12 protein-coding genes are annotated in these 15,004 nt (G+C 48.0%); 5 read left to right on the plus strand and 7 right to left on the minus strand.

The annotated features are described in order from the left end of the window. Window positions 1-245: 245 nt before the first annotated feature. Both ON05_RS22085 and ON05_RS22090 read right to left on the minus strand, forming a co-directional pair. Window positions 246-1,940 (minus strand): DUF3352 domain-containing protein, encoded by a 1,695-nt coding sequence (locus ON05_RS22085; protein ID WP_010481037.1) that lies wholly within the window; start codon window positions 1,938-1,940, stop codon window positions 246-248. Between the two features lie 229 nt (window positions 1,941-2,169). Further along, window positions 2,170-2,373 carry a DUF2811 domain-containing protein gene (locus ON05_RS22090; RefSeq protein WP_010481038.1) on the minus strand — a complete coding sequence of 68 codons (204 nt, stop codon included), beginning with the start codon at window positions 2,371-2,373 and terminating at the stop codon, window positions 2,170-2,172. Between the two features lie 555 nt (window positions 2,374-2,928). On the opposite strand from ON05_RS22090, the gene ON05_RS22095 reads away from it, so the two are divergent. Continuing rightward, window positions 2,929-4,038 (plus strand): substrate-binding domain-containing protein, encoded by a 1,110-nt coding sequence (locus tag ON05_RS22095; protein WP_010481039.1) that lies wholly within the window; start codon window positions 2,929-2,931, stop codon window positions 4,036-4,038. Between the two features lie 9 nt (window positions 4,039-4,047). On the opposite strand, the gene ON05_RS22100 is transcribed toward ON05_RS22095, so the two are convergent. The 3 genes from ON05_RS22100 to gntT all read right to left on the minus strand — a co-directional run bounded on the left by ON05_RS22100 (window position 4,048) and on the right by gntT (window position 8,177). Beyond that, window positions 4,048-5,145 carry a calcium/sodium antiporter gene (locus ON05_RS22100; RefSeq protein ID WP_010481041.1) on the minus strand — a complete coding sequence of 366 codons (1,098 nt, stop codon included), beginning with the start codon at window positions 5,143-5,145 and terminating at the stop codon, window positions 4,048-4,050. Window positions 5,146-5,460: 315 nt separating this feature from the next. After that, window positions 5,461-6,258, minus strand: a complete 798-nt coding sequence (locus ON05_RS22105; RefSeq protein WP_010481042.1) for a phytanoyl-CoA dioxygenase family protein — start codon at window positions 6,256-6,258, stop codon at window positions 5,461-5,463. Window positions 6,259-6,827: 569 nt separating this feature from the next. Next, window positions 6,828-8,177, minus strand: a complete 1,350-nt coding sequence (gene gntT, locus ON05_RS22110; protein WP_010481043.1) for a guanitoxin biosynthesis MATE family efflux transporter GntT — start codon at window positions 8,175-8,177, stop codon at window positions 6,828-6,830. A 381-nt stretch (window positions 8,178-8,558) separates the two neighbouring features. On the opposite strand from gntT, the gene ON05_RS22115 reads away from it, so the two are divergent. From ON05_RS22115 to ON05_RS22125, 3 genes are all read left to right on the plus strand, one after another. Beyond that, complete coding sequence (locus ON05_RS22115; protein ID WP_029315794.1) at window positions 8,559-10,742, plus strand: PhoX family phosphatase; 2,184 nt, start codon at window positions 8,559-8,561, stop codon at window positions 10,740-10,742. Window positions 10,743-10,977: 235 nt separating this feature from the next. Further along, entirely contained in the window at window positions 10,978-11,601 is a 624-nt protein-coding gene (locus ON05_RS22120) for a hypothetical protein (protein WP_262562295.1), read from the plus strand. A 26-nt stretch (window positions 11,602-11,627) separates the two neighbouring features. Next, window positions 11,628-12,665: a hypothetical protein gene (locus ON05_RS22125; protein WP_262562297.1), complete on the plus strand. Its 1,038-nt coding sequence runs from the start codon at window positions 11,628-11,630 to the stop codon at window positions 12,663-12,665. A gap of 29 nt (window positions 12,666-12,694) precedes the next feature. Here the strand turns inward: ON05_RS22125 and glsA are convergent, their stop codons facing one another. Together glsA and ON05_RS22135 are read right to left on the minus strand one after the other, a co-directional pair. After that, window positions 12,695-13,603 (minus strand): glutaminase A, encoded by a 909-nt coding sequence (glsA, locus tag ON05_RS22130; RefSeq protein ID WP_010473313.1) that lies wholly within the window; start codon window positions 13,601-13,603, stop codon window positions 12,695-12,697. A gap of 51 nt (window positions 13,604-13,654) precedes the next feature. Next, on the minus strand, window positions 13,655-14,230 hold the full coding sequence (locus ON05_RS22135) for a WcaF family extracellular polysaccharide biosynthesis acetyltransferase (RefSeq protein WP_010473316.1): 576 nt from the start codon (window positions 14,228-14,230) through the stop codon (window positions 13,655-13,657). A 98-nt stretch (window positions 14,231-14,328) separates the two neighbouring features. On the opposite strand from ON05_RS22135, the gene ON05_RS22140 reads away from it, so the two are divergent. Then, window positions 14,329-14,976, plus strand: coding sequence for a Uma2 family endonuclease (locus tag ON05_RS22140; protein WP_010473317.1), 648 nt, complete (start codon window positions 14,329-14,331; stop codon window positions 14,974-14,976). Window positions 14,977-15,004 lie beyond the last annotated feature (28 nt).

The raw sequence follows: 15,004 nt of genomic DNA on the forward strand, positions 1-15,004 counted from the left end.
ATAACCGTAGTATAAAGTTCGGTCCCATTGAATTGGACACAGCTTAGGGGGTTGGCGAAGGCAAATGGTGTAGCCAATTTGACAGCTTTCCTAGCCAAGGCATGTATTTGATGGTTCTACCCCACCTTAGATCGGCGGGTAAGTGTGAAAGACTCGATACCCACAACAGGGCAGGCATTTAACCCTAACCGACTATTCCCTATTCCACCAAAGCACATTGGTTTCCCCAGCGTTGGCCTACTTAACTAGAAGCGGAAATACCACTGACTATGCTGGACTTCAGGGGTTTCGCCATAACTACTGACGGATACGGACCGGAGTTTACTCAGGAGGGTTTGAGCATTACTTTCCAGCTTGGAAATAACGGGTAGATTCTTTTTCAGAATGGGCTTCATCACGGGCCAATCTATATATAAGAACCCTTGATTGGGCTGATCGAAGGGTGCGATCGCATCTTGAAACGACCGCTGACTAGTCAAGGCATCACTGCCTGCATCCAGGGCTAACCCCAGGGCCTCTGGTGAGCTGGCCAAGATCTTTTGGTTATCAATATTGGCGTAGGCCCCCGTCACTTCCGTCTTGAAGGTGAGGTTGCTGCTGCGAGTATCGTCGATTTCTTGAGAGACCAAGCGGGTCCAGGCATAGACCTTGCGACCAGCTAGCTCAAACGGACTTGTGCCTAAATCCTGTTCCGTTGCTAGCTCATTTAAATGAGTCGCCAACTGCTTATTTTTATCGCTATTGGTCTGTTCATAGGCAAAAAGCCAATCTGCTTCTGCATTCGCCTGGGCCGACAGGACCGGCGACAAAGAATCCGGTAATAGTGCCCAAGCATAATCCCCATCCACCCATGGGAAAATTTTGCTAGTGAGATTGAGTCCGCGGGTTTTCCCCCAAGTGCCGAGGGTTTGATTCACCCAAGATTTGAGATTGGGATAGCCTTGCAAATCCTGGTTGATTTGAGACCATAGGGTGCCTAAATTCGATCCAGAGACTACAAATGGACTATTGCCGGGGAAATAACTAAGGGCCGCCATCGGCTCTTGTTGGGTTATCTTAACGGCGGGTAGGTCTCGTCCGGCCTTGGCAACCAAAGCGGTCTCAGCTAACAGCCCCTGCCGAGATTCACCAAAGGCAATCCCCAAGCTGCGATAGGTGGGTGGAGTCGTGGCCGCTTGGCCAGAAATGGCCGGAAGCAGCTTTTCTAAATCCAGATAGGCCATTCCAGACTTCTGTTTTTGAGTCAGGGATGCGATCGCAGTTTTATATTCTGACCGTTTTGCCAACTGCGGGGTCTTTTTTTTAGACGAATCTACCGCCTGCTCTATCACTTGGCGCTGATTGGCGATTAAGATAAAGCGATCATCCAACTTCGCGGTGGTCAAATATCGAACCGGCTTCAGCAGTCCTGGTAGACGAACAGGCGTAGCCACATTGGGCGATACATCAGCTGAGATCAGATCGACCCCAGCATACCGTTCAAAATTTATCGTCTGGCCATCTGTGGCCTGCTGCTGCCAAATCCGCTCCAAGAAGGCATCTGCATCCCGATTATTTCGGGTTTTAACCGCCAGCAAATATCCAGGCTGCCCGTTCTCCAAACTGGTCAAGGCAAAGGTGATTTCATCACTCACCCAGGGGCGAATATCCTTTTGATAATCGATGCCCCCAGTGGCCAACAAAGCCGCAGGTAAATCCGTTAGTTGGGAAGAGGCTCCTGCTGACTCATTTCCGGCCATCTTTAGTGGACTTCCCGTCAACGAAACCATTAAAGACGTTGTATCAGGCATAAAATGGGCCGATTCAGGGCCTAACTCAGGCTCTGGCTGAGGCGGGGCCAATTCAGGCTCTGGCTCAAGGGCCCAGACGGGTCCGCTCCAAATCAGCAGGGCAAGAACGCTGGCTAGTAACTGAAGAAAAACAGAACGAAGTTTTACCATAGAGTGCGAAAGTCAGGCTCATAAAGACCAGATATTGCAGTAGGGCTGAGAAAAACCCACAGAAGCTATTTGACCGTATCAGCCCCATTATTTCAGCAAACTGCACCTGAACAAGTTAAGCAATCTAAAATCTACAAGTCACGGCATCTATTCCCCATCAGGCCCTCTTGCAACGTTGCACCTAGGGGACTTTAGCCAGCCCGATCCACCACAGCATCCGTGTCATCCACTAACCGGCTGAGCGCTGAAACAGCGTATCTAAATAAACCCGAGCCGCACGACGATCCCCTTCGCCATTTTGCAACAAGAATAAAGATAGAGCCGCCGAAAAGACTCGATCCTGGTCCCAATCAGGATGAGACTCTAAATATCCTTTGAGGGTGAGATGCAGTTCCTCAGGAATTTCAGCAAGGATGCTAATGGTTGCATTCATAGTTATCAATTTTGGCAATACAGTTCGAATTGATCATTATTTGCGTGCACGAACCCTGCCCCCCAATACTGAGAGCACTCAAATAACTTAGGCCGATTCATTTTGCGCTATGTGGGGGTGGGGTTGTCAATGGTTAAGGGCCAGATAAATTCTTAAGAAAAAATGAAGCCCACAACGAGATGTTAGGGGTTACAGAGCTTTTTCGTTACATAGATACATATTTTCCTGGGGAAATCTCATTTATATCTCAAAATCCCCAAAAGATTCTCAAGGGCTTTGAGTCTCATCCATCCCCTGTGGAAAACATCGGAAAAACTGTGGAAAACTGTGGAAAAACTTGTGGAAAGCTTGGGGATAACCTGGGGAAAGATAATTATTCGAGAAAATTATTTTTTTTTACTTTCAAGTCACCATTTGACGATTTTTCTGGCCATCATACAGACCCAAGCAACATTAGGATCTTTTAAGCAAGCTAAATAAGAAATAATGTCTGGCCCTAGAAAAATCATTGGGTAGGAGTGGGATAATAAGCATCAGCCTCTTCCGCTATCCAAGTTGTCCATTCCCCTGCAATCCATTCTTGAGATTGCCCTGGATATTGTTATGAACCCTCTGAAGCGTCCCCAGCAACATAGAGATCTGGTCCTCCCAGGCATTATTGCAGTGGGGCTAGTCTGGTCCGTCGGCCTTTTGGGCTTTGGGGTTTGGCAAAACCTGCAAACCCCACAACTGCAAAGGGAACAACCTAACAATCCCGCGGTCAAAGCCGTTTCGGAGAATTCAACCTTCGCTCAAGTAAATCCCGTTCCTTCAGGTCGATTTAGATACAGCGGTAGCCCTAACTGGTCCTCTATCCGGCTAGTCGTTGACTCAGCGATCCAATCCGAACGGCGAGAATATCAACTGAGCTACGTGCAACCCAAGGATAAGTCTGCAAATTCCACCACCGCTATAGACCTTCTAATCCAAGACCAATTGGATTTTGTGCAATCTGACCGTCCCCTCCGTCCCAACGAGATCAAGCAAGCCCAAACCAAAGGGTTACAGCTCCAACAAATTCCCGTCGCCACAGACGGGATTGCCATCGCTGTACACCCCAGCCTGACCATCCCGGGCCTAACCCTCCAAGAACTGTCCGATATCTATCAAGGGAAGATTACCAACTGGCAGCAAGTGGGTGGTCCCAACTTAGCCATTCAACCCTTTTCCCTCTCGGTCGGCTCAGTCGGAAGCGTAGATATCTTTCTGAGCAAGGTGATGGAAGGCCAGTCATTTAGTCAAACCCTAGACTACTTCCCCAACCTGACAGCTGCCCTGAGAAAGTTAGCCCAGAGCCCAGGCGGAATTCTCTTTGGTTCCTCGGCAGAGATCGTTCCTCAATGCACCGTCAAGCCGGTCCCCATTGGTCAAGACACCCAGGAAAGGGTTGCCCCTTATCAAGCCCCCTACGTCTTATCTGAAGACTGCCCAAACCAACGAAATCGAATTAACAGCTCTGCCTTCTTAAACCAGCAATATCCCCTCACCCACCCCCTCTACGTTATCTATGCCCAAGGGGATGAACCTGCGGGAGAAGCCTATACTCAACTCTTGCTCAGCAACCAGGGCCAAGAATTATTGCAGAAAGCTGGCTTTGCCCAGCTTTCTGCCAACCCGCAGCCATAGACATTAACCCTAGACTTTTTTGCTTCGCTGGTGTCGAACCGTTCGGAAGGTAATAATCGCAAAGGTAATAATCGTCAACGGAGCGATAAACGTACTGATGACGGTGGTCAATACACTAATGCCTTCATGGTGCATGGTATCCAATACCAGATAGCTGTTATAGGCCATGTAATAGATCAAAAATAAAATTCCTTCCCACCGAGAAATCACATTGCCCGTGGCAAAAATGGGAAGACAGGCCACTGCTGCGGCAATCATAATGGGGATATCAAAGGAGCGAACCGTGTTGGTCACGGCGATACCATCTGGAGCAAGCATACTAGCCAACCCCAAGGCCGTTAAAATATTGAAAATATTACTGCCAATCACATTACCAACGGCAATATCTCGCTCTCCTCGAATACTCGCCACAATGGACGTGGCTAACTCAGGCAAAGATGTCCCCACTGAAATAATGGTTAAACCAATAACGAGTTCAGAAATCCCGAATTTCTGAGCAATGCTAACTGAACCATTTACCAAGGAATTGGAGCCTGACACGAGTAAAATCGCGCCCACAACGACATATCCTAGATTGGCCAATAAGCTGGGTCCTGAGAACTGGATCGGCTTACCGTATTCATTGGCATATTCCGCTTGAACCTCTTCGTTAAGTTCGCGTCGACCTTGATAAATCAAAAAGAGGGTATAGATAATCCCCCCTAAACACAAGATCACACCATCCGATCGACCCAAAGTGCCATCCCAGCTAAAAAGCCACATCAAGCCGGAGACCCCAATCATAATGGGGACATCTAGACGGACCAACTGCTGGGCTACCAATAGTGGGGTAATTAGAGAAGAGAGACCTAGGATCAGCAGAATATTAAAGATATTACTGCCAATCACATTTCCCAAGGAGATGTCACCTTGGCCAATGATGCTGGATTTGACACTAACGGCCATTTCAGGCGCGCTGGTGCCATAGGCCACAATAGTTAGGCCAATAATCAACGGAGACAGACCCACCATCGTTGCTAAGCGAGACGCACCTCGAACTAAGGCTTCCGCCCCAACAACTAACAGCACTAAACCGCCAACAATAGCAGCGATAGCCGTTACGATCATGGTTGTTCCCTAGATAAGATGGCAAAGTTGCACACATAATCGCGATTGTAGCGAAATCAGAATGCACGAGATAGCTGAGTCCCCTCTTCTCTAAGTCAAGCAACCTTTCAAACAACCCAAAACCGGTGCTGATGAAAAGACCTTTGGCATTTCAGATAGGATGGCTCAAACCTTCTACATTCTGCACTAAATATATCCATTGGCAAAAAAGTTTATGCCACCCTGGAAAGTGAGCCAGATAAATATGTCAGAAAATAATAGTCCCTAAGCTTGAATGGCCGCTCCACAGCTCAATTCACACACTTTAGAGGACCACTACTGCCACTCCAGAATCTGACTAATTTCCCGTCGAGACAAACGATGTTTAAGACGGTTGATGGGGTTACGTCCTCGATAGGATTGGACAAATTCTGCCTGGGGCTGTCCCTGGTTCGCAACCTTTAGAAAAGGGGGGGCGATACCCGGATCATAATCATTGGTGGACATGTACTCAATGACATAAGCCCAGCGGATGCCTTCTGTTGTGTTGGGAGTTGTTTTATGCAGCGTTAAAGATGAAAACAAGACGATATCTCCGACCTCTGCCGTAATAAAGGTGGGTGATTCAGGTTCCCCTTGATAAACCATATGGTTATTGATTTTTCGATGGGGCAGTAGCTGGTGATGGCTCCCAGGCACTAGCCAAAGACCACCATTTTCAATAGTCATCGAGGTAAGCGCGACCCAAAGTTGATAGTGGGTCTGCTTAAAGCCGTTATAGGCGTTGTCTTGGTGCCAGGGAAAGGTTTTTGCCCCTGGCCCTTTAGCAACCGCTTGATCCCATCTCACCCAGAAGTCTGAACCGATAAATGGGTAGAGGAAATTGACAATTTTAGGCTGAGAAACAAATTTTTGAATCGATTCATTATGACGATAGAGGTTGGCATAGAATCTCAGAGTGCCTTTGGTTAGACATTGATCTAAACATTGACGGCTCTGGGGAGATTCGATTTGCTCAATCAGGGTCGCCATCTCTTGGGGAGAGAAGAAATTCTTGATGACAACGTATCCCTGCTGCCTAAAGGTCTGTTGAAGGAACATGGAAGGAGTCGTTGGGGGTGTCGCTAATTCCATATGTTCAATCTGTAGTGAGACCAGTCTAGTCGGTGAAGTAGAACAATAGCCCCATCTCTATAAACTTCAAAGTCAGGTTGAAGCGACTATGGGTGGTGAGGCCTCTAATAATCATTCCCACCCCCGAGACTATCCTATCTCGCTTCATATCAAGATTTATGTTCTAAAGACCAGAGATTAGCTAGATTGACATCAATAATTGACCACCAAAAACGGACTGAGTTTAGAGACCCTACAGCAAGGGTTTTACAATTCAGATCAGATATTCCATTCTTTTGAGACCTTCAATGCAATTTAATGAATAGCGAGAGATAATACTAGGCTATTCTTAATTCCAAAAATCTATGCAATTGATACAAAGTATGCATACAAAGTCCGTTTTCTTTTATTCTTTATTCACAGTATTTTGTTAAATAGGATACAGTCGATTTTTAATGGACATGGTATGTTGAGTGGCAATCTAAAAATTTATATTTTCCATAATTCTAATCCCTCGGCGACTTCGCCGAGGGATTTTTGTACTCTATTATTTTTGCTAATTTTTCAATATTTTTTAAGCCGAGAACCCTTTAGGTTTGGCTTAGGGATGATTGAAAGGTCTGTTGATTTTTCAGAATCTGTAAGGAAAGAGAAAACGTCAGGGTAGCCATGTAAACCGTGAGGGAGGTCCATAGCAGATGATTATTTTGGTAATACCAACCCGCGATCGCAATCGGTGCATAGCCGATTCCCAATGCCGTCAACGCAGAATTTCGAAGAATAGCACCCTCTTTGAGACCAATAAAATATCCTTCTAATACAAAGGCCACCGCCGTTAGACTCAGTAGGGGCACCAGCCAGATCACATAGGTATGGATGGCATAGCTCACCTCCGTATGGCTGGTCAATAGACCAAACACCGTCACCGGAAAGAGCACGGACAGCACCGCAAAGGGCAGAGAGATTAGCAGTCCATGAACCATTGACGTATAGAGAACCGGCATCATCAGTTCTGACTCTCCTCTACCCTTAAAGTTGCCCACTAGAGTCTGAGTGGTAAGTCCCACCCCATTCACCGTGAACTGACTCAGCAAAGCAATTTGGAGCAGCAAACCATTCTCCGCCAGGATAGTCGTACCCAAAGTGGCGCTGAGATTGGTGAAAATGGCATAGGCGGAAATCAAGGCCAAAAAACGGATCAGAATATTCCCTTTCAGCAGCAGGGTGGATTTGAAGGCAGCGATATCCCAAATCTGCTTTAGGGCGGCAGGCACCGTGGCCCATTCAATGCTAAAGACCACTGCGACCAACGCCACCCCCAAAGCTAAGTATTGACTGAGGGCCGTTGCTAACCCGGCTCCCATACTCTCCCAACCCCAGCGGTTAATCATTAAGTAGTCCATCAGAACGTTGGAACCATTGCCCACCAGAGAAATAATCAGGACAATCCGGTTCATTTCCCGCCCCAAGAACCAGCCAATCAACACAAAGTTGAGCAATACGGCAGGGGCTCCCCAAATCCGGGCATTAAAGTAGTCAAGCCCGGCTGCTTCGATCTCTGGAGACCCTGACAAGACGGCAAAACCCAAACGCTGCAAGGGATATTGGAGGAGAAGGATGAGGATGGCTACTGCGATCGCAACCATGCTGCTGCGCAATGCAGCCAACAAAACCTCTTGATGGTTCTTCTCACCTTCCGCTTGGGCTGTAATAGCGTTGGTACTATTTCTAAAAAACTTGAGAATGCGGTAGAGGTAATCGAAGAGAACGCTGCCCAAGATCACCCCAGCTAGGTGGCGAATATCGTCGAGATGTCCCAGGAAGGCCGTATCAAACAAACCCGCCAGAGGCACCATCATATTCGATAGGGCACTCACAACAGCGAGCTGATAAAAGCGAGGGAGAAAACTTCTATAGTGAGCCGGGATTGATAAGCCCATACTTACCTTTTCTAGCATCCTCAATATGAACCTCTATCTGCATCTCTAAAGAATATTCAACAGAGAGGGGAATCCCTACATTGGCCAACCCAAAAGGTAGAGTTTAGTTTATTTAAATCATTCCAGGCTCATCAAGAATTGGGCTTAAAATGACGACCCTATATTTCTTCTAGATTAGGTGCAGATAAGTAACTGATAACATAGTTTTTCTAGGTTCTTGAATAAGCTTATTTGTGACTTAATCTGAGGTTTACCTACAATTAACCTTCCTCCTCAGCGGCAAAAGTTAATCTGCTAATTCTTCAGGATTTGGGTAAATTCATTACCTTTTCTTAAATTAATCACGATAGCCTTAGTCTTAGGCTCATTACCCTATATTTCATGTCCATCAGCCGCAGAGAATTCTTGCTATTTATGGGCGCTGCATCCACCATGGTGGCCTGCAACGCCTCCACGAATAGACTCTACCGTTCGTCCACGGCAACGGAAGCAACGATTTCCTTCAAGCCCGTTCGGGTCCCCATTCCCCTGGACATTGAAGGGCTATCCCCAGAACAGCAAAAGCAAACCTACAGCACCTATCAGGTCATTGATGATTTGGTCTTGCCAGAAGGCTATATCTATGACACCATCGCCGCTTGGGGAGACCCGGTTGGCGATTCTCGGTTTGGCTACAATAATGACTTTGTCTCTTTTGTAGAGACAGCACCAAACTCAGGTTATCTATCGATCAATTTCGAATATATTAGCGGTAAAACCTGGATGCAGACCTATGAGCAGGTTTTAGGCAAGTCTCTCCCATTTGATCAAGTTCGATCCGCTATGGGACAGGAGAAAATTGATGCTTTTGCCCTACCCGCGGACAATCCGCTCAAGCAACAAATTGAAGCGATTGCCAAGGAAGGACTGATTGATCAAGGCATTGGAGTCATTGCCGTCCAAGCCCAAAAAGGCAAATGGGTGCGCCAGCCTTCTGCACAAGATCGACGGATTTCTGGAATATCGGGGTTGGAAGATGGCCGCTATTTAAAAGCGACCGGACCTGGAGTGGCGGTATTTACCAAGTCCAACAAACGGGGCTACGACGATAATTTGGGCAGCCGCATTATTGGCACCTTTCAAAATTGTGCGGGTGGGACCACCCCTTGGGGAACCATCTTGAGTGCCGAAGAGAATTTTCAAGACCAAGTCCCCGAACCCGTGATGGCGGATGGCTCCTCTTTTCCCCCTTCCCATACTCCGTTTGAACTGACGGAAGATAAGGTGGATGGTCGGGGCAATCCCTTTGGTCTGGCTGGGAATAAATATGGCTGGATGGTAGAAGTCGATCCCAGCAATCCCAAGGACTATGGCACCAAGCACACCTGGCTAGGGCGGTATCGCCATGAAGCCGTTGCAGTGAATGCTATGGCAGGTCAGCCTTTGGCCGTGTATTCGGGATGCGATCGCAGGGGCGGTCATCTCTACAAATTCGTCAGTGCTGGCAAAGTCAAAAATCCCACGGACAAAGCCAACTCCAAACTTTTAGAGAACGGCATGCTCTACGGTGCCCAACTGAATGCCGATGGTACGGGTCAATGGATTCCCCTGAAAGCCAGCACTCCCATTAACCCCGTCCTTCCTAGTCAGGTTCTAGGCGAATCTGACTCTGGTCTGGTTACGTTACCCAACCCCGATCGCCAGGAAGGCGGCTACATCGACATCACTAACGATCCAGACGCCTTAACCTTCCAGCAGACCTTTCAAACCTTGGGCGATCTCTATGAAGGCAGCGCCAGCGAACGTCAAGGGGCGATCCTGGTCGATGCTCACTATGCAGCCAATGCGGCTGGAATTACTGGCTTAGCCAGACCCGAAGACACCACCTTTGATCCAGAACAGAAGGCGCTTTTTGTGGCCTTTACTTCCGGTGGGCCAGGGGAAGATGGTGGACCCGATCAACAGATTTTTCAAGGCCCCAATGGAGAAACGCCCTACGAATATGGGTGGATTATGAAAATCATGGAGGTAGACGATCATCCAGCCGCTATGCAGTTCCGGTGGGTGATGGTTGCCGTGGGAGGGGAACCGGCTCAGGATGGCCTTGGGTTTGCCAATCCAGACAACCTAGAAATCGATGCTCAAGGCAATCTGTGGATGGTAACGGACATGTCCACCAGTAAGCACAATCTGGCCATTCCCAATCGTAGTGGTGTTGATCAATCCAAACTACGAGGAATCTTCGGCAATAATACAGCCTGGTATTTACCTTTGATGGGCACCCATGCGGGTAAAGCCTTTCCTTTTGCGATGGGTCCGATGGATAGTGAGCTTTGTGGGTTATGTCTACATCCAAATCAAAAAGCGCTCTTTTTAACGGCCCAACATCCAGGTGAAGCAGGCGGTATCCGGCAAAAAATGGCATCTGAGACCCGAGAGATCGCCCTGCTAACCACAGATGGTCAGGAATTCCTACAGACTCGGGATGTGCCCGTCGGTTCAAACTGGCCTGGGAAAAAAGCAACGGACCCGCCTAAACCCGCTTTGGTTGCTATCTATCGCTCGGATGGCAAAGCCTTGATTTAATCATCCCAAACGTAAACTGGATACATCAATTCCATCGTCTACTGAAAATAGCGGCTTCTGGACAGAGCGGTTACTTGGATTCCATTGCTGCTTGCAAACCACATCCACCCATCGACAAATCGAACAGGTGTAACCCTAGTTTTTGAGAAAGTGCTTCTAGCTTGACGTTCGCGTAATCGGATCGCATAAAGATATTCAGCGTATGCTCGTCTAGCAATCAAGCTAGGACAGTGGCATGGCAGATCAACTTACTGTTACGACTGAGCGTATTGATGATGTAGTGCTCCTGCTGCACATGATGATGCAAATGGGCTTACCAGAAGTGCTCAACAAACATCTTCCCCGCCACTGGAAACAGGAAGGCTTAGATTGGGGGTGGGTGATTGTGATCTGGCTTTCCTACATCCTTTCCGAAGGCGACCACCGCAAAGTAGTCGTTCGAGACTGGGTCAAGCAACGCAGCACCATGATTGCCCAAGTCTGTGGTCTGACATTACGGGAGACAGACTTTACCGATGACCGCCTGGGCATCGTATTGAGTAAGTTGAGTCAGCCAGAGTACTGGCAACAAATTGAGGGGGACCTTAATAGTCAAACCCTCCGTATTTATAAGTTAGACCGTTATCGTGTTCGTCTTGATGCGACCACAGTTTCTGGTGTCCATCTGGTTCATGAGGACGGACTATTCCAGTTTGGTCATAGCAAAGATGATCCGAGCCTTCCTCATCTCAAAGCCATGCTAGCCAGCCTAGACCCATTGGGTATGCCATTGGCGACTCACATTGTTTCGGGGAGCAAGCTGATGACGGACTGTACCTACCGATTTTCGAGCAAGTCCGCCAAAGCTTTACTCGGCTAGGGTTACTGTGGGTAGGTGATTGTAAGATGGGTGCCCAAGCCACACGGGCCCGAATTCATCAGCAACAACATTATTACCTGACGCCCTTAGCGAGGGTGGGTTCAGTACCTGAGTTGCTGGAACAAGGACTCATTGATGCAGTTGCCAACGAGTCTCCTCTATTGAGAGTTCATCGTCTTGATGAGAAAGGACACCCCCAGGAAATTGCCACGGGATATGAGTTATCCAGAAAGCAGGAGCATCATCAAGCGGATGGCAACACAGTAGAGTGGACCGAACGAGTATTTTTAGTCCATTCTCCTGCTCATGCCCAACAGCAACAGCGGGGTCTGGAGCAGCGACTTAAACGAGCAACCCAAAAGTTAAACGCACTGACACCTGCCGTTGGACGCGGTAAGCGACAAGTTCGCAGCCTCTCAGAGCTTCAACAGAAGGCTAACGCCATCCTTAAAGCCCATCGCGTTGAGGGATTGATTGAATATAGCTATGAGTATCACCCAGCGGTAAAGCAACAGAAAGAGCGCTACCAAATCACCAAAGTTACACTCATAGAAGCCGCAGTTGAGACAACACAACAACGCTTTGGCTGGCGGGTTTACGTCACGAATGCTCCCCTTGAAGAGTTGTCATTTGAGGAAGCTGTCTTGACTGTTCGGAACGCTTGGATTCAAGAAGGTGGGTTCTCTCGCTTAAAAGGTAAGCCCCTCGGGGCATCTCCACTCTTCGTGCAAAGGGATGACCAAGCCAAAGGATTGATGCATTTACTGAGTCTGGGATTGCGGATCTTGACGTTAATTGAGTTCGTTGTTCAACGTCGATTAAAGCAACAGAACGAAAAATTGTTTGGACTCTTCCCTGGAAATCCAAAACGCGCCACTACCCGACCCACTACAGAAAGAATTCTAAGGGCGTTTAAGGACATATCTCTGACCATTCTTGGCGTAAAAGACGAAGAATATGGACATGTCTCTCCGTTAACTTCACTGCAACAAAGAATTGTAGAACTTCTAGGCTTGCCCCCTGATATCTACTCCAGTCTTGAGTCAAGTGCTGATGAGGCTTAAATTACAAGAGGATGAGGCAAGACATTTATTCAGACTTGGATAACGCGAATGCCAAGTTCTAGAACTCGACTGCCCCGAATGCTATTCCCATATTCATCCAGCAGGGGAGAAAATACGGCGATGCCGGCTCGGTTGGGAACCACGGCCATAATCCCCCCTGAAACGCCACTCTTTGCAGGTAAACCGACTTTATAGGCCCATTCTCCAGCAAAGTCATACATACCGCAGGTATACATTACACTAAGAATATCTTTGACATAGCCAGATTCAACCGCCCGTTCTTGGGTGATGGGATTGATGCCCTTATGAGCTAGGGTGGCTGCCATCACGGCTAAGTCATGGCAATTCACGAGTACCGAGCATTGCTGGAAATAAAGATCAAGGGCTTCATCGATATTCTTGTCGATCATGCCAAAATTGAGCATTAAGTGGGCAATGGCTCGGTTGCGATGCCCGGTATCCCGTTCAGACATAAACACGGGCATATCGATAAAGACTTCATGGCCCACATAGCGACGAAACATTTCCAACAATCGGTTGAGGCGCTCGGTGGGACCATTGCCTTGAATTAAGCTGGTTGTGGCGATCGCCCCCGCATTGATCATGGGATTGTCAGGGCGTTTGGAGTCTTCGTCTAGACGAATCAGAGAATTGAAGGGATCTCCGGTGGGCTCAACGCCTACTTTTGCGAGTAAGGCGTCCCGGCCATGATCAGCAAGGGCCATGCCGTAGACAAAAACCTTGGAAATGGACTGGATGGTAAAGGTTTGCTGGCAGTTCCCTACTTGGAAAGTTTGACCATCGGTGGTGACGATGGAAATGGCAAACCAATTGGGATCGGCTTTACACAGTTCAGGAATATAGCAGGCGAGTTGTCCAGCATCTTGCTGCTGGTAGGTTTGATGTAGGGATTCGAGAAGGGCTTGTAACTCCGACATAGATTTTTCTGCTAGGTCTGGAGCTATTGTCGCAAATTGTTTAGGTTGAGATCACATCGGTAAGGTCACTGGCTCAAATTCGGTTTTATTCATTTGCCGAGTTTTGACGGGGCGGGCGGGATTACCCGCATAAATGGTCATCGGTTCTAGAGTCTTGCCTGCAACACTTCCCAGACATAACACGGCACCTTGCCCCATCGTCACCCCTGGCCCAACTATGGCTTTTGCTCCAACCCAGGATCTTGATTCTAGGTGAATCGGAGACAGTCTAAGGGCAAAATTGGGATCTCGCCAGTCATGATTGCCGGTGCCTAGATAGGCTCCTTGGGAAATACAGACATGATCGTCAATGCGAATTTTAACCACGTTATCAAGCCAGACTTGCTCACCCAACCAGACATAATTACCAATTACAATCCGCCATGGAAATTTGATGTTGACACCAGGTTTGACTCTAACGCCTTTACCCACCTGAGCGCCAAAAAGCCGCAGTAGCCTTACTTTTAGGCCAGAGATGGGGAGCCAATAACTTCGGAACAGGGGTTGGCCGAGGAAGTACCACAGGAGCTGTTTGATATAGGGCGCACCTGGAGTGTATTGACCTACAGTGTATTGATCTAGACGCATAGCGTAAGGCAGGAAATGAACAAACTGACAGGAATCAAAATGGGGGGCTTGAGTAGAGTTGATATACTCTAGACAGCTCTTATGGGGACTTATTGGCGATGCAGGTTACTGAAAACCAACCCGATGCAGCCATTGTTTATCCAGTATCGGATGGTGAACCTGTGGCAGAAACCTATGATCATCTCTACGCGATCTTAGTGACGTTAGAGGTGCTGCGACAGCATCTTGACGGACAGCAAGCGACGGTGTTAGCAAATCAGTTCCTATACTATGCCCAAGGGTTGCCGAAATTACGAGTGGCCCCAGATGTGATGGTTATTTTTGGAGTTGAACCAGGGGGGAGGGATAGCTACAAAGTTTGGGAGGAGGGAGAGGTACCTAGAGTTGTCTTTGAAATGACATCGAAGGGTACTCAACAGGAAGACCAAATTTTTAAGCGTCGCCTCTATGCTCAGATTGGAGTAGAGGAATATTGGTTGTTTGATCCAAAGGGAGAATGGTTGGAGTCTCCATTGATGGGGTATCGCCTTGTGGGGGATGACTATGTTTTGATTGCGGATAGTTGCAGTCAGGCTTTGGGGTTGCAATTACAAGTGGAAGGGACGTTGATTGGCTTTACAAGTCTGGCGACGGGAGAACGACTATTAGCACCAGCAGAACTCAGTCATGAATTGGTACAAGAACAACAACGTGCGGAGCGATTACGGGAACAGTTAAGGGCTTTGGGTGTGGATCCGGTTGAATAGGGATATAGCAAGCAAGGGGATTTGTGAT

The sequence above is a fragment of the Acaryochloris sp. CCMEE 5410 genome (genome assembly GCF_000238775.2).
Classification (GTDB): domain Bacteria; phylum Cyanobacteriota; class Cyanobacteriia; order Thermosynechococcales; family Thermosynechococcaceae; genus Acaryochloris.

What these genes read in the sequence shown, in the direction of transcription:
- ON05_RS22085 (WP_010481037.1), bottom strand. Translation starts at nt 1,940, where the DNA reads ATGGTAAAACTTCGTTCTGTTTTTCTTCAGTTACTAGCCAGCGTTCTT.
- ON05_RS22090 (WP_010481038.1), bottom strand. Translation starts at nt 2,373, where the DNA reads ATGAATGCAACCATTAGCATCCTTGCTGAAATTCCTGAGGAACTGCAT.
- ON05_RS22100 (WP_010481041.1), bottom strand. Translation starts at nt 5,145, where the DNA reads ATGATCGTAACGGCTATCGCTGCTATTGTTGGCGGTTTAGTGCTGTTA.
- ON05_RS22105 (WP_010481042.1), bottom strand. Translation starts at nt 6,258, where the DNA reads ATGGAATTAGCGACACCCCCAACGACTCCTTCCATGTTCCTTCAACAG.
- gntT (WP_010481043.1), bottom strand. Translation starts at nt 8,177, where the DNA reads ATGGGCTTATCAATCCCGGCTCACTATAGAAGTTTTCTCCCTCGCTTT.
- ON05_RS22115 (WP_029315794.1), top strand. Translation starts at nt 8,559, where the DNA reads ATGTCCATCAGCCGCAGAGAATTCTTGCTATTTATGGGCGCTGCATCC.
- ON05_RS22120 (WP_262562295.1), top strand. Translation starts at nt 10,978, where the DNA reads ATGGCAGATCAACTTACTGTTACGACTGAGCGTATTGATGATGTAGTG.
- ON05_RS22125 (WP_262562297.1), top strand. Translation starts at nt 11,628, where the DNA reads ATGGGTGCCCAAGCCACACGGGCCCGAATTCATCAGCAACAACATTAT.
- glsA (WP_010473313.1), bottom strand. Translation starts at nt 13,603, where the DNA reads ATGTCGGAGTTACAAGCCCTTCTCGAATCCCTACATCAAACCTACCAG.
- ON05_RS22135 (WP_010473316.1), bottom strand. Translation starts at nt 14,230, where the DNA reads ATGCGTCTAGATCAATACACTGTAGGTCAATACACTCCAGGTGCGCCC.
- ON05_RS22140 (WP_010473317.1), top strand. Translation starts at nt 14,329, where the DNA reads ATGCAGGTTACTGAAAACCAACCCGATGCAGCCATTGTTTATCCAGTA.